Here is a 20682-nt window from a genome sequence, read left to right as displayed (position 1 = left end):
CGTGCGGCACCGCCTGTGGTCAGCCGGTGAGCAGCAGGCGCAGGCCGGCGAGCGTGGCCAGGTGCGGATCGGCGGGCATCGTGACGACCCGGCCGGTCAGCGCGGCCAGCCGGGCCCCGAGTTCGGGGTGTACCGCCCCGCCGCCGGTGATCAGCAGCCGGCGTCGCCCCGGGAACGCCGGCCGGGCGCCCACGCGTCGGACCGCGTCGGCGATCAGCGACACCCGGTCGAGAGGATCGGGCGCGTCGACGCGCTCGACCGCCTCGACCCCGCGATCGGCGATGTGCGCGATCTCGGTCCGGCCGTGTCCGATGTCGACGGCGACCACGTCGTCGCGGTCGAGGTCGGCCCGGCAGGCCAGGGCGGCGGCCAGCGGCTCCTCCACCGTGGCAACCCGCCCGCCGAACGCGTGGCGGACCGCCGCCACCAGGAGGTCCTTCTGCCGCAGGGTGGCGGTGGCCGGCACGCCGACCACGACCGGGGAGACGTCGTCACCCGGCCGTCCGCTCGCCGCGGCCAGCACCCGCAACAGGTGTACGCAGCCGAAGAAGTCGGCCACCACGCCGTGGCGTACCGGCCACAGCAGCTTCGCGTCACCGGTGTCCCGCAGGGCGATGGCGGCACGTCCGACGGCCTGGGCGCCGGACGACGTGCACGCGACGACGGCGGGCTCGGTGACCACCGTGCCGGAGACCGGCGTCCACAGTCGCACCGTGGAGGTGCCCAGGTCGAGGGCGACGGGATGCCGCAGACCGAGGCGGGCGTATGCGCCGGGGGCCAGCATGCTCACCGCCCCCGTCGTGGGGCGGGCGTGACCCGGGGTCCGTCGCCGACGGACCGGGGCAGGGTGGATCGATCGTGATGCGGGGTCGGCATGGTGCTCCAAGCCACGGGCCCGCGTCACGGGACGCGGGGAGGCGGACGGGCTTCAGACGGCGAACGTCAGCCCGGGCGGAGCGCGGTCGGCCGACCAGGCGGGCACGCAGCCGGGAATGGCCCGCCGCGCGCTCCGGAAGACGATGCACAGCCCGACGGACCGGGCCGCGGAGAGCACCATGAGCAGCACGGTCAGCATCAGCAGCGCCGGCAGCGAGACCCGCTTGCCGGCGCGGCGGAGGCCGTGCCGATCCTGCATGTCCCCACCATAGCCGGGCGTCGTGCGGACCGGGTGGCCGCCTGCGCGCGGTGGTCGGCGCCGCCCACGGGCTCGGCAACCTCGTCCCGCCGCTGATGACGGGCTGGGCGTACGGCGTGCGGGGCCGTACGCGATCGGTCTGATGCGGTTCGCTGACGTCGCGCCGGCCGCGGCGGGTGCACGCCGGTGCAGATGGGCGGCCTGGCCAGGCGCGACCTCTGACGCGTTACGGAGGCGTACCGGAAAATCCGACCGGCGGACACTCACCCCGGCAGCATGGAGATCAACAGCAGCACCCGCCTCCCTTCCCGGCCGATCGCTGACCTGCCGTGTGCCACCAATCGACCGACGCGACAGGCTCGGAGACTACCGAAACTTTTCCGGAAATTCTTGCTCGGCCGCGCGCCGCGCTGCCATACTCCACATCCATCAGGGTCGATGACGGCGGGTCCGCGGCCCGTGCGCCGCAGCCCGCCGGGCGGCCCTGATCCGGCACACCCCCACCACACCGGTCCGTCCCCCCGACGGTGCGGACCGGCCCCGGAAGGAGCAGGAATGACCGAGAGGCACCCCCGGGACACCCGGTCGAGATCGCGTTCGCGGGCGCGCGCGGCCATCGTCGTCGCCGCCGTGGGACTGCTCGCGGCGACCGGCGCCACGGTCCTGCCCGGCGCGGCGAGCGCCGGGACCACGCTGGGCGCGTCGGCGGCGGAGCGCGGTCGCTACTTCGGCGCCGCCGTCGCCGCCAACAAGCTCAGCGACAACACCTACGTCACGATCCTGAACCGCGAGTTCAACTCGGTGACGCCCGAGAACGAGATGAAGATCGACGCCACCGAGCCGCAGCAGGGGCAGTTCACCTTCGGCAACGCGGACCGGATCGTCAGCCACGCCCGCAGCCGGGGCATGAGCGTGCGGGGCCACACCCTGGCCTGGCACTCGCAGCAACCCGGCTGGATGCAGAACATGAGCGGCAGCGCGCTGCGCCAGGCGATGCTCAACCACGTCACCCAGGTGGCCACCCACTTCCGGGGTCAGGTCGTGGCCTGGGACGTGGTCAACGAGGCGTTCGCCGACGGCAGCAGCGGGGCCCGGCGCGACTCGAACCTCCAGCGCACCGGCAACGACTGGATCGAGGCGGCGTTCCGGGCCGCCCGGGCCGCCGACCCCGGCGCCAAGCTCTGCTACAACGACTACAACACCGACGACTGGAGCCACGCGAAGACCCAGGCCGTCTACGCGATGGTCCGCGACTTCAAGCAGCGCGGCGTGCCGATCGACTGCGTGGGCCTCCAGTCGCACTTCAACAGCGGCTCGCCCTACCCGGGCAACTACCGCACGACCCTGTCCAGCTTCGCCGCGCTCGGCGTCGACGTGCAGATCACCGAGCTGGACATCGCCGGGGCCTCGCCCACCACGTACCGCAACGTGGTCAACGACTGCCTCGCGGTCTCCCGGTGCACCGGCATCACCGTGTGGGGCATCCGGGACAGCGACTCCTGGCGGGCCTCCGACACGCCGCTGCTGTTCGACAACAACGGCAACCGCAAGCCCGCGTACGACGCGGTCCTCGCCGCCCTCAACAACGGCACGCCCCCGCCGACCTCGCCGCCGCCGACGACCGGCCCGACCACCCCGCCGCCTGGCGGCAGCTGCACCGCCACCCTGCGCGACGGCACCCGGTGGGGCGACCGGTTCAACAGCGACGTCACGGTCAGCGGCGCCACCAACTGGACCGTCGTCGTCGCGGTGACGCCCCCGCAGAAGGTCTCCGCCACCTGGAACGGCACCCCGAGCTGGGACGGCAACGGGAACGTCATGACGATGCGCTCCAACGGCAGCGGCAACGTCTTCGGGTTCACCACGATGGCCAACGGCAACTGGACGCGCCCCCAGGTGCGCTCCTGCACCGCCTCCTGACCGTCGGGCGACCGGACGGCCCCGGGGACGGCGCCCACCGCGCCGCCCCGGGGCCGCCGGGTGGCGGCCCGGGCCGGGTCGCCGGCGGTACGCGCGACGCGACCGCACCCGCCGCCGGGGCGGTGCTGGCGCGGACCGGGCATCGCTGACTAAGGTCAGGTTTCATGGAAGCGGAGTCGATCGCCGCCGTGCGGCGGTTCAACCGGACGGTGACCCAGCGGGTGGGGGCGCTCGACGACGAGTACATGGCGCGCGCCCGCCCCCTCGCCCAGGCCCGCCTGCTGTGGGAGATCGGCCCCGGTGGCGCCGAGGTCGCGGCGCTGCGGTCCCGGCTCGGGCTGGACTCGGGGCACCTCAGCCGCCTCCTGCGCGCCCTGGAGGGCGACGGGCTCGTCACCGTCGGGCCGTCCGACCAGGTGGGCGGGGACAGACGGGTCCGGGTCGCCACGCTCACCGCCGCCGGCCGTGCCGAGTGGACCGAGCTCGACGAGCGCTCCGACGACTTCGCCCGGTCGATCCTCGCCCCACTGACCGGGCGACGCCGCGAGCGGCTCGTCGCGGCGATGGCCGAGGTGGAACGGCTGCTCGTCGCGTCGATGGTGCTGATCGCGCCCTGCCCGCCCGGCGACCCGCGGGCCCGCGCCTGCGTACGGGCCTACGCCCGGGAGGTGGCGCGGCGCTTCGACGGCGGGTTCGACCCGGCCCGGAGCAACCCGGTCCACGACGAGGAACTCGTCCCCCCGGCCGGAGTGTTCCTGCTCGCCACCCTCAACGCCGAGCCGGTCGGCTGCGGCGCGGTGAAGCTCCACCGGGACGCGCCCGCCGAGATCAAGCGGGTCTGGGTGGCGGACGCCGTACGCGGGCTCGGGCTCGGGCGGCGGATGCTGAGCGAGCTGGAACGCCACGCCGCCGAGCGGGGCTGGAGCGCCGTCCGGCTGGACACGAACCGCAACCTCACCGAGGCGATCGCGATGTACCGGGCGGCCGGCTACCGCGAGATCGAGGCGTACAACGCCGAGCCGTACGCCCACCACTGGTTCGAGAAGCGCCTGGCACGGTGACGGCGCGAGGGACAGCACGGCAGGTCGCGCCCGGCCGGCACTTGCCGGACTCTCCATATTAATAGATACTTATCGATGTTCCTGAGCCGGACGTGATCGGGCAGCCGGGCAGCCCTCGATCGGAACCCCGCCCTGTCCACCGTCTGCGGAAGAGGAACCATCCATGAGGACCAGACTCCGAGTGCTGGGCGCCGCCCTGGCCGCCGCCGCGCTGACCGCCCTGGCGGCGGTGGCGGTCGCCCCGCCGGCGTCCGCCGCGACCCTGACCGAGGTGACGAGCTTCGGCCCCAACCCGAGCAACCTGCGCATGTACCTGTACGTGCCGGACTCCGTCGCGCCCCGGCCGGGGCTGCTGGTCGCGGTGCACTACTGCACCGGCACCGGCCCTGCCATGTACGCCAACACCCAGTACGCGGCGCTCGCCGACCGGTACGGCTACATCGTCGTCTACCCGTCGGTGACCCGCAGCAGCCAGTGCTTCGACGTCTCCTCCCCGCAGGCGCTGCGCCGCGACGGCGGCAGCGACCCGGTGGGCATCAAGTCGATGGTCGACCACGTCCGGCAGCGCTACGCCGTCGACCCCGACCGGATCTTCGCCACCGGCATCTCGTCGGGCGCGATGATGACCAACGTCCTGCTCGGGCTCTACCCCGACGTGTTCAGCGCCGGGGCGGCGTTCTCCGGGGTCCCCTTCGGTTGCTTCGCCACCACCAACGGCTCCGAGTGGAACAGCGAGTGCGCCAACGGCCAGGTCACCAGGACCGCGCAGGAGTGGGGGAACCTGGTCCGCAACGCCTATCCGGGCTACACCGGACGCCGGCCCCGGATGCAGACGTGGCACGGGACGAACGACGAGGTGCTGCGCTACCCGAACTTCGGCGAGCAGGTCAAGCAGTGGACCGACGTGCACGGGCTGAGCCAGACGCCGACGTACACCGACAGCCCGCAGGCCGGCTACACCCGCACCCGCTACGGCGGCAGCGGCGACCGGGCGCCGGTCGAGGCGATCAGCATGCAGGGGGTGTCGCACAACCTGCCGGTCGACGCCGCGCAGGCGATCCGCTTCTTCGGGCTCGACACCGCCGCGCCCCCCACCACGCCGCCGCCGACCACGCCGCCGCCGACGAGCCCGCCGCCCAGCACTCCGCCGCCCAGCACTCCCCCGCCCTCGCCGGGCGCCTGCCGGGTGGGCTACACCGTCAACGCCTGGAACGCCGGCCTGACCGCCTCGGTCACCGTCACCAACACCGGCACCACGACGGTGGACGGCTGGTCGCTGGCCTTCACGCTGCCCGCCGGCCAGAGCATCACCAACGGCTGGAACGCGACGTACGCCCCGACCAGCGGCGCGGTCACCGCCCGCAACGTCTCCTACAACGCCACCATCGCGCCCGGCACGTCGGTCAGCGTCGGCTTCCAGGCCACCCACACCGGCGACACGGGACGGCCCGCCTCGTTCACCCTCAACGGCGCCACCTGCGCGATCGCCTGAACCGGCCGGGGCGGCGCCGGCCGCCGGCGCCGCCCCGGCGGCAGGCGCGGACCAGTGCCGGTCAGTCGTTGCCGGACGCTGGCGGGGCCTGGCCCCGCCCGGCGTCCCTGACGAACAGGATCCCGTCGGTGTCGGCCACGTGGGCCGGGTCGAGCGGGGCGTAGCCGAACCAGGGCGACACCCGGGCGGCGGGCGTCATGCCGGCGAGGGCGGCGGCCAGTCGGCGGGCGTCGACGAGGTGACGCTCCGCCGGCAGCGCGTACAGCAGCCCTTCGACGGTGTCCGGCGGCGGGGCGTCGACTCCCTGGTGGCGGATCGTGCCGACGGCCGTGGCGAGGAAGGCGTACTCCTCCCCCAGGTGGGCGCCGACGATCGCGCCGGCGCTCCACCACTGCACCGGCAGTCCGCCCATCCGCATGCTGCTCTTGTGCCGCTGGAGGTGGCCGTTGTGGGCGTTCACCAGTGCCGGCCCTCGTCCGGCGATGGCGAGCAGGTTGGCGGCCATCATCGAATCCCGCACGGCGAGCAACCGCGCCATGCGGCTCGGCGACGGGTCGGCCATCGCGTGGTGGTAGCGCAGCAGGCCGACGGCCGTACGCCCGTACAGGCGTGCCCGGTGCCAGTCCTCCGGTGTGGACGCCCCGATCAGGTGTGGCGTCTGCGCGTCGAGCAGGGCCACCAGGTCGTCGGCGAGCAGCCGCAGCCGGCCGGCGTCGGGCGTGCGCCCCGCGGACCGGGAGGGGTCCATCATGGCGGCGGGACTGGTCCACCGCTCGTCGGCGCCGAGCAGGTGGTCGAGCGTCTCCGCCGTGCAGGGAAGCAGGTCGGCGTCGACCCGGGCGGCGAGGTAGGCGTGGAGTGCGGTGAGGGCCTGCCGGGGGCTCGCGGCGCCGGTGATCTCCAGCGGGCCGTCGAACCCGGCGAACCGCACCTGCTCCGCCGGGGGCCGCCCGTCGTTGTACGCGCGCATCCAGCGCACCAGCTCGCGGTTGGCGGCGAAGGCGCCCCACCCGTGGCTGAACCCGCGCTCCATGACGTCGTCGAGGACGCCGGTGCCCGAGGTGACGTGATCGTCCACGACCAGCCCCATCATGCAGTCGCTCTCGATCGCGATCGTCCGGTAGTGCTCCTGCTCGACGAGTTGACGGAAGAGCTCGTTGCGCAGGTCGAGCAGTGCGTCCTCGCCGTGGGTGGGCTCGCCCAGGGCGAGCAGCCGCGGCCTGCCCGGGAGCAACCCCATGACGGCAGCGGGGTCGACGGCACGGGCGGCGTCTGCGATACCAGCAGTCATGCCCTCAACGGTATCGTTGAACCGACGGTGCAAACTTTTCCTCGATATCGGCAGGGTATGACGCCAAACCCTCAAAGCAGTGGCAGGCTCAGGCCGGTCGATCTGGCGCGCGCGCACGGCCTGTCGACGCAGGCGGTCAGGAACTACGAGGCGGCCGGCATCCTTCCGGCCGCGGACCGCACCCCGCACGGCTACCGCACCTACACGGCGCTACACGCGCAGGCACTGCGCGCGTTCCTCGCCCTCGTGCCCGGACACGGGCATGCGACGGCCACGTCGATCATGCAGGCGGTCAACCGGGGCGCGACCGAGGACGCCCTCCGGCTCGTCGACGAGAGTCACGCGCAGCTGCTCGACGACCGCCGCACCCTTCAGGCCGCCGAAGCCGCTGTCGGTGACCTCGATCCGGTGCCGCAGGGACGGAGCAACACGTTCGTCGGTCCCCTGTCGAGAAGGCTCGGCATCCGCCCGGCCACCCTGCGGAAGTGGGAACGCGCGGGCGTGCTCCAGCCGCGCCGCGACCCGCAGACGGGCTACCGGGTCTACAGCGCCGTCGACGTGCGCGACGCCCGGCTGGCCCACCAGCTCAGGCGGGGTGGCTACCTGCTGGCGCAGATCGCCCCGCTGATCGCCCAGGTCCGCTCCGCCGGGGGCGTCGCGCCGCTCGGGTCGATGCTGCGCGACTGGCGCGCCCGCCTCGCTGCCCGCAGCCGTGCCATGCTGACCGGCGCCGCCGCCCTGGACGCCTACCTCAACTGCCGACCGGTCCCGCCCGGCGACAGGCCGAGCGCCCCCGGCACCGCCTCACCGGCCACGGATCCGATCCAGCCACCGGGTGGCTCCCGCTGATCGTCACCCGAGCGGGCGTCGCCGCCACTCAGACGGGGTCACCCGCTGCCCGGTCACCTGGCCGTACGAGCAGTTGCCAGTAGTCGCCCGCTCGGTCGTGAGCCGTGAGCCATCGCCGGAGCGCTTCGAGCGACGCCCGGTGGGACGCCGAACTGACCTCGTACCACCTGTGCAGCAGCAGCTCGTGGATCCGGACAGCCTGTGCGGCGTGCTCGAGCACCAGGCCGTCCACGGCGCGGACGACGGCCACCTCCTCGGCCCGTCCCCGCAGCACCGCGGTGCAGTCGATGTCCGTGGCGACCTGGATCCCGTCGCCGGCGGCGAGGACGGAGAACTCGACGGTCCGGTCCCGCCCGCCCACCTCGACCGTTTGGGCGAAGACGAGGACGTCGTCGCCCGGGGGCACGAGCATGCCCCCGGCGGCCACCCCGGGTGGGACCACGTAGTGCACCCAGAACGTCATGCGCAGATGCTAGCCACCCTCGTGGCCCTGCCCAGACCCCTGCGGCGGTACGACTTCTGCGCGGTGCGCGGGGGCGGATTAGGCTCGTGGAGATCGACTTGAGGAGTTGGCCATGCCGAACCTGTCGTCCCCTGCCACGGTCGTCCGTCGGGCCGCCGTCGCGGCCACGCTTGCCGTCGGTGTCGCCGCGTCCATGCCTGCCTGCGCCTCGACGGCTCCCACGACCGGGGAGCCCACCGCCTCGCCGGTGACCCCCGCACCCGACGGCGGGACCGCGGGCACGCCCTCGCCCGCCGGCTCCGGCCCTGCGGGCGGCGCGCAGACGACCGGCCCCGGGGCGCCCGACGACGCGGACCCGATCATGCGGGGTGAGCGGCAGATCGTCCTGCGGCCGGTCGGGTCGTTCGAGTCGATCCTGGCGGTCGACGCCAAGGGCCGGCTGAACCTGACCGACGGCGACACGGACAAGAGCCTGTTCGTGCTGCTTCCCGCCGGCGACAACCGCTACCAGATCCGGACCGCGAAGGCACACAGCGGCGGCGAGCCCGACTGCATGGGTCTGCGCGACAACGGCAGCGCCCCGGCGACGGTCGTGGCCGCCGCCTGCGACGCCGGCCGGGCCGGCCAGCTGTTCACCATCGAGAAGACGCGGGAGAAGAGCCAGGGCCGCCCGACCTACACCATCAGCGGCGAGGGCGAGGTCCGCCTCCGCGCGACCGACAGGCAGGGCCTGGTGGCTCAACGGGTGGGCGAGGGGGCCGCCGGCGAGGGCCTGAGCTTCGACTTCGTCGACAACGGCGCCGCGCCTGCGGGCCCGGGCGACTGAGCGCCACCGGCCCCCGTCACGGCCTTCGGCCGGCACGGACACCCGAACCGGTGCTCTCGGTCCGGTTCGGCGTGCTGGTCCGGGGTATCGCCACATGCTCATAGGGGCGAGGCGAGGAGGCGGGCGCGACGGTGCCGGATCCGGTGGTGGGCGGTCGGCGGCCCGGGACGTGGGCCGGATGCGGTGCGCCTGCTGACGGCGGGACGGATGTGACGACCGAGGCCCGGGAGAAGGGAGCGCGTCATGGTGGACCGGATCGCCGACCCGTGGGGTGAACGGACCCCGTACGGGCCGGGGCAGGAGTGGCCGGTGCGGGTGGACCGCTATCTGGCCGACGGGCGTACCGAGGCGGACGTGGACCGGTGGGTGCAGTCGGCGTCGGTGCTGCACTCCAACGGCGACGCGCTGGACATCGCGGTCGCCGACGGCCGGATCGTCGGGGTACGGGGCCGGGCGGTGGACCGGATCAACCGGGGCCGGCTCGACCCCAAGGACCTGTACGGGTGGCAGGCCAACCACAGCCCCGACCGGCTGACCCGGCCGCTGGTGCGCGAGGGCGGCCGGCTGGTCGAGACGGACTGGGACACCGCGATGGGCCGAATCGTGGCCCGGTCGAAGGAACTCCTCGACGGTCCGGGCGGGTGGGGGCACTTCGGCTTCTACACCACCGGCCAGCTGTTCCTGGAGGAGTACTACACGCTGGGCGTGATCGGCAAGGCCGGGCTGGGCACGCCGCACATGGACGGCAACACCCGGCTCTGCACGGCCACCGCCGCCGCCGCTCTGAAGGCGAGCTTCGGCACCGACGGGCAGCCCGGCTCGTACACCGACGTGGATCACTGCGACGCGATCGCCCTGTGGGGCCACAACGTCGCCGAGACCCAGACGGTGCTCTGGATGCGGATGCTGGACCGGCGGCGCGGCCCCAACCCGCCGGCGATGCTGGCGGTCGACCCGCGCGCCACCCCGGTCGCCCGGGAGGCCGACCTGCACCTCGCCGTGCGCAGCGGCACGAACATGGCCCTGATGAACGGCCTGCTCCGGGAGATCATCCGGCGCGGCTGGTACGACCGCGACTACGTCGACGCGCACACCCTCGGCTTCGAGGAGCTACGCCGCATCGTCGACGGCTACCCGCCCCGGCGGGTAGCCGACATCTGCGACGTGCCGGCCGCCGACGTGGAACGCGCCGCCGAGCTGCTCGGCACCTCGCGGCGGCTGCTGTCGACGGTGCTACAGGGCTTCTACCAGTCAAACCAGGCCACCGCTGCCGCCTGCGGCGTCAACAACCTGCACCTGATCCGGGGCATGATCGGCCGCCCCGGCGCCGGGATCTACCAGATGAACGGCCAGCCCACCGCGCAGAACACCCGGGAGACCGGCGCCGACGGTGACCTGCCGGGCCTGCGCAACTGGGAGAACACCGCGCACATCGAGGAACTGGCCCGGCTCTGGAACGTCGACGTCGACGTCATCCCGCACTGGGCGCCCCCGACGCACGCCATGCAGATCTTCCGGTACGCCGAGCAGGGCTCGATCAAGCTGCTGTGGATCAGCGCCACCAACCCGGCGGTGTCCCTGCCCGACCTGTCGCGCATCCGGCGCGTCCTGGCGAAGCCGGAACTGTTCGTGGTGGTGCAGGACCTGTTCCTGACCGAGACCGCCGAGCTGGCCGACGTGGTGCTGCCCGGTGCCACCTGGGGCGAGAAGACCGGCACGTTCACCAGCGTCGACCGCACCGTGCACATCTCCGACAAGGCCGTCGACCCACCGGGCGAGGCCCGTCCCGACCTGGACATCTTCCTCGACTACGCCCGGCGGATGGACTTCCGGGACCGCGACGGGCAACCGCTGATCCGGTGGACCGGACCGGAGGAGGTGTTCGAGGCGTGGAAGGAGTGCTCGCGGGGGCGGCCGTGCGACTACACCGGCATCACCTACGCCAAGCTGCGCGGCGGCTCCGGCGTCCAGTGGCCCTGCACCGACGAGCGCCCCGACGGCACCGAGCGTCTCTACACCGACGGGCGCTTCCCCACCGACCCCGACCACTGCGAGACGTACGGCCACGACCTCGCCACCGGCGCCGAGTTCACCGAGCCGGAGTACCGCGCCAAGGAGCCGGGCGGGCGGGCGTTCCTGCACACCGTCGACTACCAGCCCTCCCCCGAGGTGCCCGACGACGAACACCCCATGCTGCTGACCACCGGCCGCACCGTCTACCAGTTCCACACCCGCACCAAGACCGGCCGGGCCCCACAGCTCGACCGGGCCGCGCCGGACGTGTGGGTGGAGCTCAACCCGGCCGACGCGGCCCGGCTCGGCATCGCCGAGGGCGACCTGGTCGGCGTCGCCTCGGCCCGTGGCGGCATCCAGGCCCGCGCCCGCCTCTGCGGCATCCGCCCCGGCGTGGTGTTCCTGCCGTTCCACTACGGCTACTTCGACCAGGACCCGCACGACCGCACACCCCGCGCCGCCAACGAGCTGACCGTCACCGCCTGGGACCCGGTCTCCAAGCAGCCCCTCTTCAAGGTGGCCGCCGTCGCGGTCGAGAAGCTCGCCGACGGCCGCGGCGTACCCGCACCGGCGCCGACGGTCGGCGGCAGCGCGCCGCCCCCGGACGCCGGCATCCCCCCGACCGCGGGTGGACCGGCGGCGCAGGCCACCAGCGGGAAGGAGTGACCCGTGCACCTCGCCCACTACCTCGGCCTGCTGCACCGCGCCCAGGTCAACCTCGCCGGCGCGTTCCGGCAGGTCGCCGACGCGCACGCCGAGGAACCCGACATCCGCCACCTGTGTGAGCGACAGGCGAAGCGCTGCGACGCGCACGCCGAAGGCCTGCGCCCGTTCGCCGCCCGCTACGCCGAGGACGCCCCGACCGAACCCGACCGGCTGCACTCGCAGCTGTTCACCGGCACCCGCACCGGCGGCATCGGCCTGCTGCGTGACCTGCAGGACCTTTACCTGATGGCCGCCGAGTGCGACATCGCCTGGACCGTCGTCGGCCAGGCCGCCTACGGCGCGCGCGACGAGGACCTGCTCGCGCTCGTACGACGCTGCGAGGGTGAGACGGCCATCCAGCTCAAGTGGCTGCGCACCCGGATGAAGGCCGCCGCGCCCCAGGCGCTCGTCGTCGCCGACTGACCGCCGCCGACCCGCCCCCAGATCGCGGCCCCTCGCCCGATTGGCGGGGCCGTCGCGGGGCAGTAGGTGGCGATGGATGAACAGGTGATGGTGTTCGCCCCGGCACCGGCCGGCCAACGGAGTCGCCGGACTGCGCCAGGCTGCCCTCGCCCCGTTCGGTCAGGTGCAGGTGGCCGTCGCCGAGAGGGGTCACGGCTACGTCCGTACGGCCCTCGAGGAGAACGGCGCCCGCCGCGTTCCCGGCACCGACCTGGCCTGGCTCGCCGACGGGTACGCCGCCGTCACCGCGGTCCGGGCCCTGGGCGACCTGCCCGACCTGGTGGTGCCGACGGCGGGAGCCGGGGACCCTGCCGTCGGCTGATTCGCCCGGCACCGGCCACCCGTCCCGCCGCCGGATGGGCGGTGGGGCGGGTGGCCGGTGTCTCGTCGGGTCAGGTCGCGCCGGCGATGGGAATCGTCGGTCAGCTGTTCAGCCTGGCCAGCAGCGCGTTGGCCATGCCCTGCTCGCCCCTGGCGTTGGGGTGGAAGGGGGCGGCGGCGTTCTGCGGGACCAGCCCCTCGACCCAACGGGTGCCGCTGCTCTTGCACGTGTCGCGGCCGACCGACGGGGCGTAGACGTCGGCGTAGGTGGCGTTGTTCGCGGCGGCGGTGCTGGCGAGCATCCCGTTCAGGGACTTCTGGACGCCGCGCAGGTACGGCACGTCCTGGTAGGCGATCGGGACCACCGGCCAGCAGCCGTAGCCGCTGTCCGGCACGATCGCCGGGTAGCCGAGCACCACGACCCGGGCGCCCGGCGCGGCACGGTGGACGGCCTGCAGCACGGCGGTCACCTTCGGCGCCGTGGCGGCGATCCTGGCCTGCAACTGGTCGACGCCACCGGCGGTGTACCGGTTCTTGCACGGAGACCCGAGGGGGCTGCTCAGGCTCGCCTCGGCGCAGTCGGTGATGATGCCGGAGAAGCCGATGTCGTTGCCGCCGATCTGCACGGTGACCAGTGTCGTGTCCGGGGTGACCGCGCTGAGCTGCGGCGGCAACGAGATGCCCAGTGCGCCGCTGCCGCCGACGAGGATGTCCTCGGTGGTGGCGCCGGAGCAGCTCACGTCGGCCAGCGCCGACGAGCCGACGGAGGCGGCGACCAGCGACGGGTAGTTGCGGTTGGAGCGCAGGCAGTTCAGGTCGACCTGGGTGGGGATCAGCGGGCCGGAGGTGTACGAGTCACCCAACGCGACGTAGCGCCCGGTGGGCGCGGCGGCGTTGGCCGGTGCGGCGAGGGTGAGCAGCACACCGGCGGTGGCCGCGGCGAACGCGGCCAGCCGGCTGGCGGCCCGGAGGAACGGCAGGCGGGGACGGGTCATGGCATCTCCCAGCGGGGATCATGGTGGGTGCCGTGATTCTGTCCGCGCCGTCGTCGCACGTCAATATCGACGGCCATTGTTGCCACGGGCCGTCGGGCGGAACGCGACGGCGGCTCGGCCACCCCTTCCGCGCGCGGGAAGGTCCGACGCACTAGCATTGCCGCAGTCCGGGACGGCTCTGCTGAAACGAGGCGAAATGCGTTGGCTCCAGCGACTGCTGGGCGGCGGGCGGGTCCAGCTCGATCCGGAACGGCAGCAGGCTCTGCTACGCGACGTCCAGCACCGGTACGGCGCCCACGCGCAGCTCCGGTTCCCCGAGCAGGTCGAGGCCGTCGCCGGCATGCTGAACGACGACGACGGCGTGGTGGTGGCGGCCCGGATCGTGAGCCAGGTCGCCGACGAGGCCTACGTGGACCTACAGGCCCAGGCCCAGGACGTCCACCGACGAACGGGCCGGCGGCTCCTGGTGCACCGCCGCAACTACCGGCCGCTGTGGATGGAGGCAGGCCGGGCCCTGCGCTGGCCGCTGTTCGCGTTGCCGAGCGGCTTGCACCCGTACGCGCAGGTGGCCGCCGCCGTCGCGGTGCTCGGCGGCCAGGCGGCCCGGCTCGACCGGGTGACCGACCCGAGTCCTCTCGTGACCCGCGTGTTCGAGGTGCTCGACCTCACCACCGCCGGCTGGGAGTACGGCCGGGTGCGGGTGGACACCGACGCCGCCGCCCTCGCCGACAGGCTGATCACGAGCGCCGGACAGATCCTCGCAGCCATGGACGACCCGCCCCGGCTGCCACCTCCGGTCCGTGAGCTCATGCGCCGCAACAACACCCTCGACGTGCACGATCCGGCCAGCCCTCGGGTGGTGGGTGGGTTCAACCCGGGCGCCAGGATGCGCGAGCAACTGCTGGCCTGAGGACATCGCGGCGGGTGATCGCGCCACTTCGGTCGCAGCGGACAACCGCGAAGAGAACTGTCCCGCTTCAACGTATATCGGGCTGGAGGGCTTGCCGCAAGACCCGTGTCCTGCCGCAGAATCGTCCGCTGAACCGGAAACCGGCGAAGAAGCGGGGCACGACGTGCGAGTGTCGTTGTCGCGACGGATGCCGGCTGCCTCGGAGGGGTCGCGATGATCGAGCAGTACGTGTGCGACCTCCACGAGGTCGACGACGCGCAGGTCGCTTCCGTCGGCGGCAAGGGCGCGCACCTGGCGGCTCTGTCGCGGGTCGACGGCATCCGCGTGCCGGCTGGCTTCTGCGTGACGACGGACGCCTTCCGGCGGATCATGGCCGAAGCGCCGTCGATCGACGATCGGCTCGACCGGCTGTCGCGCCTGGACCCGGACGACCGGGAGACGATCCGCGCGCTCGGTGCGGAGATCCGACGGGCCATCGAAGCGGTCGTCCTCCCGGACGACGTGGCGGCGGCGATCGTCCGGGCCCTCGCCCGGCTCGGCGAGGGGGCTGCCTGTGCCGTCCGGTCCAGCGCGACGGCGGAGGACCTGCCGACGGCCTCCTTCGCGGGCCAGCAGGACACGTACCTGAACGTGGTGGGGCAGGAAGCGGTCCTCCAGCACGTCAGCCGGTGCTGGGCCTCGCTCTTCACCGAGCGGGCCGTGACCTACCGTCGACGCAACGGCATCGACCACCGCACGGTCCACATGGCCGTGGTCGTGCAGAAGATGGTCTTCCCGCAGGCGGCCGGCGTCCTGTTCACGGCCGACCCCGTCACGCACCACCGGAAGGTCGCTGTCGTGGAGGCGAGCTTCGGCCTCGGCGAGGCCCTCGTCTCGGGGTTGGTGAACGCCGACGCCTACCGGGTGCGGGACGGTCAGATCGTCGAAAAGGCGATCGCCGCCAAGCGACTGGCCATCCACGCCCTGCCGGCCGGCGGGACGAGGCAACAGGCGATCGACTCGGAGCGGCAGGAGCAGCCGGCCCTGACGGATGCGCAGGTCGTACGGCTGGTGCGGCTGGGCCGGCGGATCGAAGCCCACTTCGGCCACCCCCAGGACATCGAGTGGTGCCTGGTCGACGACGACTTCCAGATCGTCCAGAGCCGGCCGATCACCACGCTGTTCCCCATCCCCGAAACCGGCGACGGCGCGAACCACGTCTACGTCTCCGTCGGTCACCAGCAGATGATGACGGACCCCATGAAGCCCCTGGGGATCTCCATGTGGCAGCTGACGGCCATGGCGCCGATGCACGAGGCCGGCGGGAGGCTGTTCGTCGACGTGACCGGGCGCCTGGCCGCGCCCGCGAGCCGCGCCGGCCTTCTGGAGATGGTGGGGCGGTCCGATCCGTTGATCAGGGACGCGCTGGAGACCGTCCTCGGCCGCGGCGACTTCGTCCCGTCGCTCCCCGACCAAGGGCCGGCAGGGCCGCCCGCCGGCGGCGCGCCCGCCCCGATCGAGACCGATCCGGCCATCGTCGCCGAGCTGGTCGAACGCAGCCAGGCGGCCCTCGCCACCCTGCGGCGCGACATCCGTACGAAGTCCGGGCCGGCGCTGTTCGACTTCCTGCTGGAGGCCTTCCAGGAGCACAAGCGGGGCCTCGGCGATCCGCTGAGCATGCAGGCGATCATGGCGGGGATGGAGGCCACGTGGTGGCTCAACGACAGGCTGTACGAGTGGCTGGGTGAGAAGAACGCGGCCGACACGCTCACGCTCTCCGCGCCCGACAACGTCACGTCGGAGATGGGACTGGCGCTGCTGGACGTCGCCGACGTCATCCGCCCGCACCCGGAGGTGGTGGCCTTCCTGCGGGAGGTCGAGGACGAGGGCTTCGTGGACGAGCTGCCCCGGCTCCCGGGCGGCCGGGAAGCGCGCGACGCCATCCGGGCCTACCTCGACAGGTACGGCATGCGCTGCGCGGGCGAGATCGACATCACGAGGCCGCGCTGGAACGAGCGCCCCAGCACGCTCGTGCCCCTCATCCTCGACAACGTCAGGAACCTCGAGCCGGGCGCCCGCGAGCGGCGCTTCGCGCAGGGGCGCCAGCGGGCGGCGCGGAAGGAACAGGAGGTCCTGGAGCGCCTGCGGGCCCTGCCGGACGGGGAGCGCAAGGCGGCGGAGACGAAGCGGATGATCGACCGGGTCCGGACCTTCATCGGGTACCGGGAGTATCCGAAGTACGTCATCGTCAGCCGCTACCTCAGCTACAAGCAGGCCCTGCTGAGAGAGGCCGGGCGCCTCGTGCGGGCCCACGTGCTCCCGGAGCCGGAGGACATCTTCTACCTCACGTTCCAGGAGCTCCACGACGTCGTGCGTACGCACGAGGTGGACGACCAGCTCATCCAGCGGCGCAAGGACGCGTTCAGGTCGTACCGGACGCTCACCCCGCCCCGGGTGCTCACGTCGGAAGGCGAGGGCATCGCCGGCGCGTACCGGCGCGAGGACGTGCCGACCGGCGCGCTGGTCGGCCTCCCGGTTTCCGGCGGGACCGTCGAGGGGCGGGCCCGCGTCGTCCTGGACCTGGCCGAGGCCGACCTCGAACCGGGCGACATCCTGGTCACCGCCTACACCGACCCGAGCTGGTCACCCCTGTTCGTCGCGATCGCGGGACTGGTGACGGAGGTGGGCGGCCTCATGACCCACGGGGCGGTGGTCGCAAGGGAGTACGGCCTGCCCGCCCTCGTCGGGGTGGCGCAGGCGACCCGGCTGATCCGGGACGGACAGCGGATCCGCGTGCACGCCACCGACGGGTACGTCGAGATCCTGTCCTGACCGGCCACGGGGCTGCGACCGGACGCGCGCGGGCGATCACGCATTGACATCGGGCGTCCCTCCACTCCAGACTGGCGCCACAACTCAACCAACGCGCGTGCGTGCGGGGGAAGTCCGGTCGAAGTCCGGCGCTGGCCCGCAACGGTAGGCCGTCGAGATGCATCTCCGACGGCGAGCCCGAATACCCGACGTACGCGCAGAATCCGCTCCCCACCCGTCGTGGCCCACGGGTCGGAGTCCCGGTCGACCCCCGCGCTGCGGCGGGTGGCCGGGCTTCTGACGACCGCCGGGCCGGAAAGGCGCTTCCGATGGTCGTCCGCCTGAGCCGGCACCGCCTGCTCACCCTGTTCCGCGGCGTGCTCGCCGCCCTCACCCTCACCACCCTCACCCTCGCCACACCGGCATCCGCCCACGTCTCCCCCACCTCGCCTGCCGGGGTCGGCCGGTCGGGGGCCGCGGCCGGCTGGCTGGCCCGCCAACTCGTCGCCGGCGAACGTCTCGAGGTCGTCTTCGACGGCGTCACCTACCCCGACCAGGGCCTCACCCTCGACGCGGTGTTCGCCTTCGCCGCCGCCGGCGTCGCCGACGACCCGGGAGCCCGGGCGCTGGCCTGGGTCACCCGGCCGGACATCCGCGACGCCTACCTCGGCGACGGCGCGACCGAGGCGTACGCGGGCGCGACCGCCAAGCTCGCCCTCGCCGTCCAGGTACGCAGCGGCGACCCCACCGACGTCGGCGGCGTGGACCTGATCACCCGGCTGCGCTCGCTGCAGGCCCCCACCGGCCGGTTCACCGACCGGTCGGCGTACGGGGACTACAGCAACACGTTCAGCCAGTCCTTCGCCCTGCTCGCCCTGGGCCGCACCTCGCAGGGCACGCCCCCGGCGGCCGCCGCCTGGCTGGCCGCCACCCGCTGCCCGGACGGCGGCTACCCGCTGCTGCCCGCGCAACCGGTCTGTGCCTCCGACGTGGACGCCACCGCGCTCGCGGTGCAGGCGCTGCGGGCCACCGGCCGCCCGTCCGACGCCGCCGCCGGGCTGCGCTGGCTGCTGTCGGTGCAGCGCGCCGACGGCGGTTTCGCCAACGCCGCCGGCATCCCGAACGCCAACAGCACCGGCCTCGCCGCGCAGGCGCTGAGCGACGGCAACCGGCCGCTGGCCTGGGCCCGCGCGCGGGTGTTCCTCGCCGGACTACAGGTCGGCTGCGCCGGGGCGCCGGCCGACCGGGGCGCGGTCGACTTCGACGGCGGCGCCTTCGACCCCGGCACCGCCGCCCGGGCCACCGGCCAGGCTGTCCTCGGCCTGACCGGCACCGGGTACGCCCGGCTGTCCGCGGCCGGCGCCGCCCCGGGCGCACCGGTCCCCGCCTGCCCGTGACCCGTCCCGTCGCTCCACCGATTCCAGGAGGAACCGTGTTCCGTCACCGATCCACCGTCCGCACCCGGCTCGCCGGCCTGTTGGCAGCCGCCGTCGCCGCCGTCGCCCTCACCGCCGTCGAACCCGCCCCCCGGGCCGGGTACGCCGCGGCCTGCACCGGCACCTCCGGTGTCACCGTCGTGGTCGACTTCGCCGCGCTCGGCGGTGGCGTCCAGGTCGCCTGTGCTCCGGGCGACCCGGCCTCCGGGCTGGCCGCCCTCCAGGGCGCCGGCTTCACGGTGACCGGCACCCAGCGCTGGGGGCTGGCGTTCGTCTGCCGGATCAACGGCAAGCCGACCGCCGCGGCCGATCCGTGCGTCAACACCCCGCCCGCCACGGCGTACTGGTCGTACTGGCATGCCCCCAGCGGCGGCGCCTGGTCCTACAGCACGTCCGGCGCGAGCAGCTACAACCCGGCCCCGGGCACCGTCGAGGGCTGGTCGTTCGGCGCGGGCGCCCCGCCGAGCATCGCCGCGCCCTGACCGTGGCCGCACACGGGGTGTCACCGTAGTGGTGCACCGGGTGCCGGCCACCTCCCCTGGCGTCGCGCGACGTGCGGGCGGTACGGTGTCGGCACCCGGTACACGCCGGTCCACAACTGCATACGTCCCGAGTGGGGGGAAGCCGGTTCGAAGCCGGCGCTGACCCGCAACCGTGAGCGAGGCCCCGGCCTCGCGAGCCGGAATGCCTCGCCCGGGACGAGCGGCTTCCACTGTCGAGGTTTACAGGGTGAAGTCCGGGCCACCCGAGGTCCGTTCCACCCCGCTCATCGCATCACGCGAGCGGGGTGTCGCTGTCCCCGGGTGCTTTCCGGAGCTTCCACCGACCGCTCCGCGAAAGGCACCCCTCATGTCCCGGTCCCGTTCCCGGCGTCTCGGCGCCGGCGTCGTCGCCGCCACTGCGGCGACGATCGCCGCGCTCACCGCCGTACCCCTGACCGTCGTGGCCGCGCCCGCCCCGGCCCACGCCGCCGCGCGCGACGCCGCCTCCTGGCTGGCCGGCGAGTTCGCCGACGGGGTGCTGCCCGGCCCGTTCGGCGGTCCGGACTGGGGTCTGACCATCGACGGGCTCCTCGCCCTCTCCGCCACCGGGGTGGACGCGCCGGTCCGTCAGGCCGCGACGGCGCAGGTCGCGGCGCACGTGCGGTCCTACAACAGCCTCGACGACTGGGGCATCCCCGGCTTCACCGACGGCGGGTCGACCGCGAAGCTGCTGTACGCCGCCTCCGCCGCCGGCGCCGATCCCACCGACTTCGGCGGCTTCGACCTGCGGACGGAGACCCTGTCGCTGGTCGCCGGGGCGGACGCCGGACACCAGCGGGGCCGGATCACCAGCCGCACCACCGCCGACACCGGTCCGGACGCCAGCAACGCCTTCGACCAGTCCTTCGCCGTGCTGGGCCTGGCTCGCAGCGGCGACGTACCGCAGGACACCGTCGACTTCCTCATCCGCCAGCAGTGCGTGGCCGGTGGGTTCCGGCTCTACCCCGACACCGCCGACGGCCCGTCCCCGTCCTGCGACGAGCAGGCCGGCGCCACCCTCGACGTCGACTCGACCGCGATGGCCGTGCAGGCGCTGCTCGCCGCCGCCGCCGACGGCGCCGCCGGCGCCACCGCGGCGGCCGCCAGGGGCGTGGCCTGGCTGGTGGATCAGCAGCGCGCCGACGGTTCGTTCGGCGGCTCCGGCCCGACCACCGGCGCGAACTCCAACAGCACCGGCCTGGCCGGACAGGCCCTCGCCGCCGCCGGCCGCGACGCCGAGGCCGCGCGGGCCGCCGGCGCGTTGGCCGCACTACAGCTGACCGCGGCGAACGGCGGCGCGGCCGCCGCCGACGCGGGCGCCGTCGCCTACAACACCGACAGCCTGACGACGGCGGTCGCGTCCGGGATCACCGACACCGACCGGGACCAGTGGCGTCGAGGCACCGCACAGGCCGTGCTCGGCCTCGTCCAGGTGCCGCTGGGAGGCATCGGCCTCGACCCGCCGCCGTCGTCGCCCGGGCCGACCCCGACC

Annotated in this window: 18 protein-coding genes and 2 riboswitches; of the genes, 13 read left to right on the top strand and 5 right to left on the bottom strand. The window is 73.7% G+C overall.

Features of this window, described 5'->3' with window-relative positions; all coding sequences use genetic code 11:
- Positions 1 to 19: 19 nt before the first annotated feature.
- Positions 20 to 784 carry a rod shape-determining protein gene (locus F6X68_RS17225; RefSeq protein WP_225852264.1) on the bottom strand — a complete coding sequence of 255 codons (765 nt, stop codon included), beginning with the start codon at positions 782 to 784 and terminating at the stop codon, positions 20 to 22.
- Positions 785 to 928: 144 nt separating this feature from the next.
- Positions 929 to 1135 (bottom strand): hypothetical protein, encoded by a 207-nt coding sequence (locus tag F6X68_RS17220; RefSeq protein WP_151455249.1) that lies wholly within the window; start codon positions 1133 to 1135, stop codon positions 929 to 931.
- 555 nt (positions 1136 to 1690) lie between these two features.
- Here F6X68_RS17220 and F6X68_RS17215 point away from each other — a divergent pair.
- The 3 genes from F6X68_RS17215 (at position 1691) to F6X68_RS17205 (ending at position 5608) form a co-directional block, all read left to right on the top strand.
- Positions 1691 to 3055 (top strand): endo-1,4-beta-xylanase, encoded by a 1365-nt coding sequence (locus F6X68_RS17215; protein ID WP_151455248.1) that lies wholly within the window; start codon positions 1691 to 1693, stop codon positions 3053 to 3055.
- Between the two features lie 164 nt (positions 3056 to 3219).
- Positions 3220 to 4116 (top strand): bifunctional helix-turn-helix transcriptional regulator/GNAT family N-acetyltransferase, encoded by an 897-nt coding sequence (locus F6X68_RS17210; RefSeq protein ID WP_151455247.1) that lies wholly within the window; start codon positions 3220 to 3222, stop codon positions 4114 to 4116.
- Between the two features lie 163 nt (positions 4117 to 4279).
- The gene (locus F6X68_RS17205; RefSeq protein ID WP_151455246.1) at positions 4280 to 5608 is read left to right on the top strand and encodes a PHB depolymerase family esterase; all 1329 of its coding nucleotides are present in this window, start codon (positions 4280 to 4282) and stop codon (positions 5606 to 5608) included.
- A 61-nt stretch (positions 5609 to 5669) separates the two neighbouring features.
- Here F6X68_RS17205 and F6X68_RS17200 read toward each other — a convergent pair whose 3' ends face one another.
- Positions 5670 to 6899, bottom strand: coding sequence for an erythromycin esterase family protein (locus F6X68_RS17200; RefSeq protein WP_151455245.1), 1230 nt, complete (start codon positions 6897 to 6899; stop codon positions 5670 to 5672).
- A gap of 57 nt (positions 6900 to 6956) precedes the next feature.
- On the opposite strand from F6X68_RS17200, the gene F6X68_RS17195 reads away from it, so the two are divergent.
- Positions 6957 to 7748, top strand: coding sequence for a TioE family transcriptional regulator (locus F6X68_RS17195; protein ID WP_151455244.1), 792 nt, complete (start codon positions 6957 to 6959; stop codon positions 7746 to 7748).
- 28 nt (positions 7749 to 7776) lie between these two features.
- Here the strand turns inward: F6X68_RS17195 and F6X68_RS17190 are convergent, their stop codons facing one another.
- Complete coding sequence (locus F6X68_RS17190) at positions 7777 to 8211, bottom strand: hypothetical protein (RefSeq protein WP_151455243.1); 435 nt, start codon at positions 8209 to 8211, stop codon at positions 7777 to 7779.
- Between the two features lie 112 nt (positions 8212 to 8323).
- Between F6X68_RS17190 and F6X68_RS17185 the strand changes: the two genes are divergently transcribed.
- The 4 genes from F6X68_RS17185 (at position 8324) to F6X68_RS17170 (ending at position 12539) form a co-directional block, all read left to right on the top strand.
- A complete protein-coding gene (locus F6X68_RS17185) occupies positions 8324 to 9037 on the top strand; it encodes an RICIN domain-containing protein (RefSeq protein WP_151455242.1) in 714 nt (237 codons plus the stop codon).
- Between the two features lie 243 nt (positions 9038 to 9280).
- On the top strand, positions 9281 to 11716 hold the full coding sequence (locus tag F6X68_RS17180) for a molybdopterin oxidoreductase family protein (RefSeq protein ID WP_151455241.1): 2436 nt from the start codon (positions 9281 to 9283) through the stop codon (positions 11714 to 11716).
- A 3-nt stretch (positions 11717 to 11719) separates the two neighbouring features.
- Entirely contained in the window at positions 11720 to 12178 is a 459-nt protein-coding gene (locus F6X68_RS17175) for a hypothetical protein (protein WP_151455240.1), read from the top strand.
- A 169-nt stretch (positions 12179 to 12347) separates the two neighbouring features.
- Positions 12348 to 12539, top strand: a complete 192-nt coding sequence (locus F6X68_RS17170; protein WP_225852263.1) for a hypothetical protein — start codon at positions 12348 to 12350, stop codon at positions 12537 to 12539.
- Positions 12540 to 12639: 100 nt separating this feature from the next.
- Here F6X68_RS17170 and F6X68_RS17165 read toward each other — a convergent pair whose 3' ends face one another.
- On the bottom strand, positions 12640 to 13533 hold the full coding sequence (locus F6X68_RS17165) for an SGNH/GDSL hydrolase family protein (protein ID WP_151455239.1): 894 nt from the start codon (positions 13531 to 13533) through the stop codon (positions 12640 to 12642).
- Positions 13534 to 13729: 196 nt separating this feature from the next.
- Here F6X68_RS17165 and F6X68_RS17160 point away from each other — a divergent pair, with 196 nt between their 5' ends.
- The 5 genes from F6X68_RS17160 to F6X68_RS17140 form a co-directional block, all read left to right on the top strand.
- Positions 13730 to 14443 carry a hypothetical protein gene (locus tag F6X68_RS17160; protein WP_151455238.1) on the top strand — a complete coding sequence of 238 codons (714 nt, stop codon included), beginning with the start codon at positions 13730 to 13732 and terminating at the stop codon, positions 14441 to 14443.
- Positions 14444 to 14656: 213 nt separating this feature from the next.
- Complete coding sequence (gene rph / locus F6X68_RS17155; protein ID WP_151455237.1) at positions 14657 to 17254, top strand: rifamycin-inactivating phosphotransferase; 2598 nt, start codon at positions 14657 to 14659, stop codon at positions 17252 to 17254.
- A 75-nt stretch (positions 17255 to 17329) separates the two neighbouring features.
- Positions 17330 to 17462: riboswitch (cobalamin riboswitch) on the top strand.
- 100 nt (positions 17463 to 17562) lie between these two features.
- On the top strand, positions 17563 to 18630 hold the full coding sequence (locus tag F6X68_RS17150) for a prenyltransferase/squalene oxidase repeat-containing protein (protein WP_151455236.1): 1068 nt from the start codon (positions 17563 to 17565) through the stop codon (positions 18628 to 18630).
- Positions 18631 to 18665: 35 nt separating this feature from the next.
- A complete protein-coding gene (locus tag F6X68_RS17145; protein ID WP_151455235.1) occupies positions 18666 to 19151 on the top strand; it encodes a hypothetical protein in 486 nt (161 codons plus the stop codon).
- A 136-nt stretch (positions 19152 to 19287) separates the two neighbouring features.
- Positions 19288 to 19358: riboswitch (cobalamin riboswitch) on the top strand.
- A gap of 160 nt (positions 19359 to 19518) precedes the next feature.
- Positions 19519 to 20682, top strand: a 1164-nt coding sequence (locus F6X68_RS17140) for a cell wall anchor protein (protein WP_151455234.1), incomplete at its 3' end; no start/stop codon positions are given.

The organism is Micromonospora sp. AMSO12t, assembly GCF_008806585.1.
Lineage (GTDB): Bacteria > Actinomycetota > Actinomycetes > Mycobacteriales > Micromonosporaceae > Micromonospora > Micromonospora reichwaldensis.
The sequence above is the reverse complement of the archived record's forward strand: the minus strand, read 5'-3'. Positions and strand labels throughout refer to the sequence as shown.

Coding starts and splice junctions, on each gene's coding strand:
- F6X68_RS17225 (WP_225852264.1), bottom strand. CDS start 784: ATGCTGGCCCCCGGCGCATACGCCCGCCTCGGTCTGCGGCATCCCGTC.
- F6X68_RS17220 (WP_151455249.1), bottom strand. CDS start 1,135: ATGCAGGATCGGCACGGCCTCCGCCGCGCCGGCAAGCGGGTCTCGCTG.
- F6X68_RS17215 (WP_151455248.1), top strand. CDS start 1,691: ATGACCGAGAGGCACCCCCGGGACACCCGGTCGAGATCGCGTTCGCGG.
- F6X68_RS17210 (WP_151455247.1), top strand. CDS start 3,220: ATGGAAGCGGAGTCGATCGCCGCCGTGCGGCGGTTCAACCGGACGGTG.
- F6X68_RS17205 (WP_151455246.1), top strand. CDS start 4,280: ATGAGGACCAGACTCCGAGTGCTGGGCGCCGCCCTGGCCGCCGCCGCG.
- F6X68_RS17200 (WP_151455245.1), bottom strand. CDS start 6,899: ATGACTGCTGGTATCGCAGACGCCGCCCGTGCCGTCGACCCCGCTGCC.
- F6X68_RS17195 (WP_151455244.1), top strand. CDS start 6,957: ATGACGCCAAACCCTCAAAGCAGTGGCAGGCTCAGGCCGGTCGATCTG.
- F6X68_RS17190 (WP_151455243.1), bottom strand. CDS start 8,211: ATGACGTTCTGGGTGCACTACGTGGTCCCACCCGGGGTGGCCGCCGGG.
- F6X68_RS17185 (WP_151455242.1), top strand. CDS start 8,324: ATGCCGAACCTGTCGTCCCCTGCCACGGTCGTCCGTCGGGCCGCCGTC.
- F6X68_RS17180 (WP_151455241.1), top strand. CDS start 9,281: ATGGTGGACCGGATCGCCGACCCGTGGGGTGAACGGACCCCGTACGGG.
- F6X68_RS17165 (WP_151455239.1), bottom strand. CDS start 13,533: ATGACCCGTCCCCGCCTGCCGTTCCTCCGGGCCGCCAGCCGGCTGGCC.
- F6X68_RS17160 (WP_151455238.1), top strand. CDS start 13,730: ATGCGTTGGCTCCAGCGACTGCTGGGCGGCGGGCGGGTCCAGCTCGAT.
- rph (WP_151455237.1), top strand. CDS start 14,657: ATGATCGAGCAGTACGTGTGCGACCTCCACGAGGTCGACGACGCGCAG.
- F6X68_RS17150 (WP_151455236.1), top strand. CDS start 17,563: ATGGTCGTCCGCCTGAGCCGGCACCGCCTGCTCACCCTGTTCCGCGGC.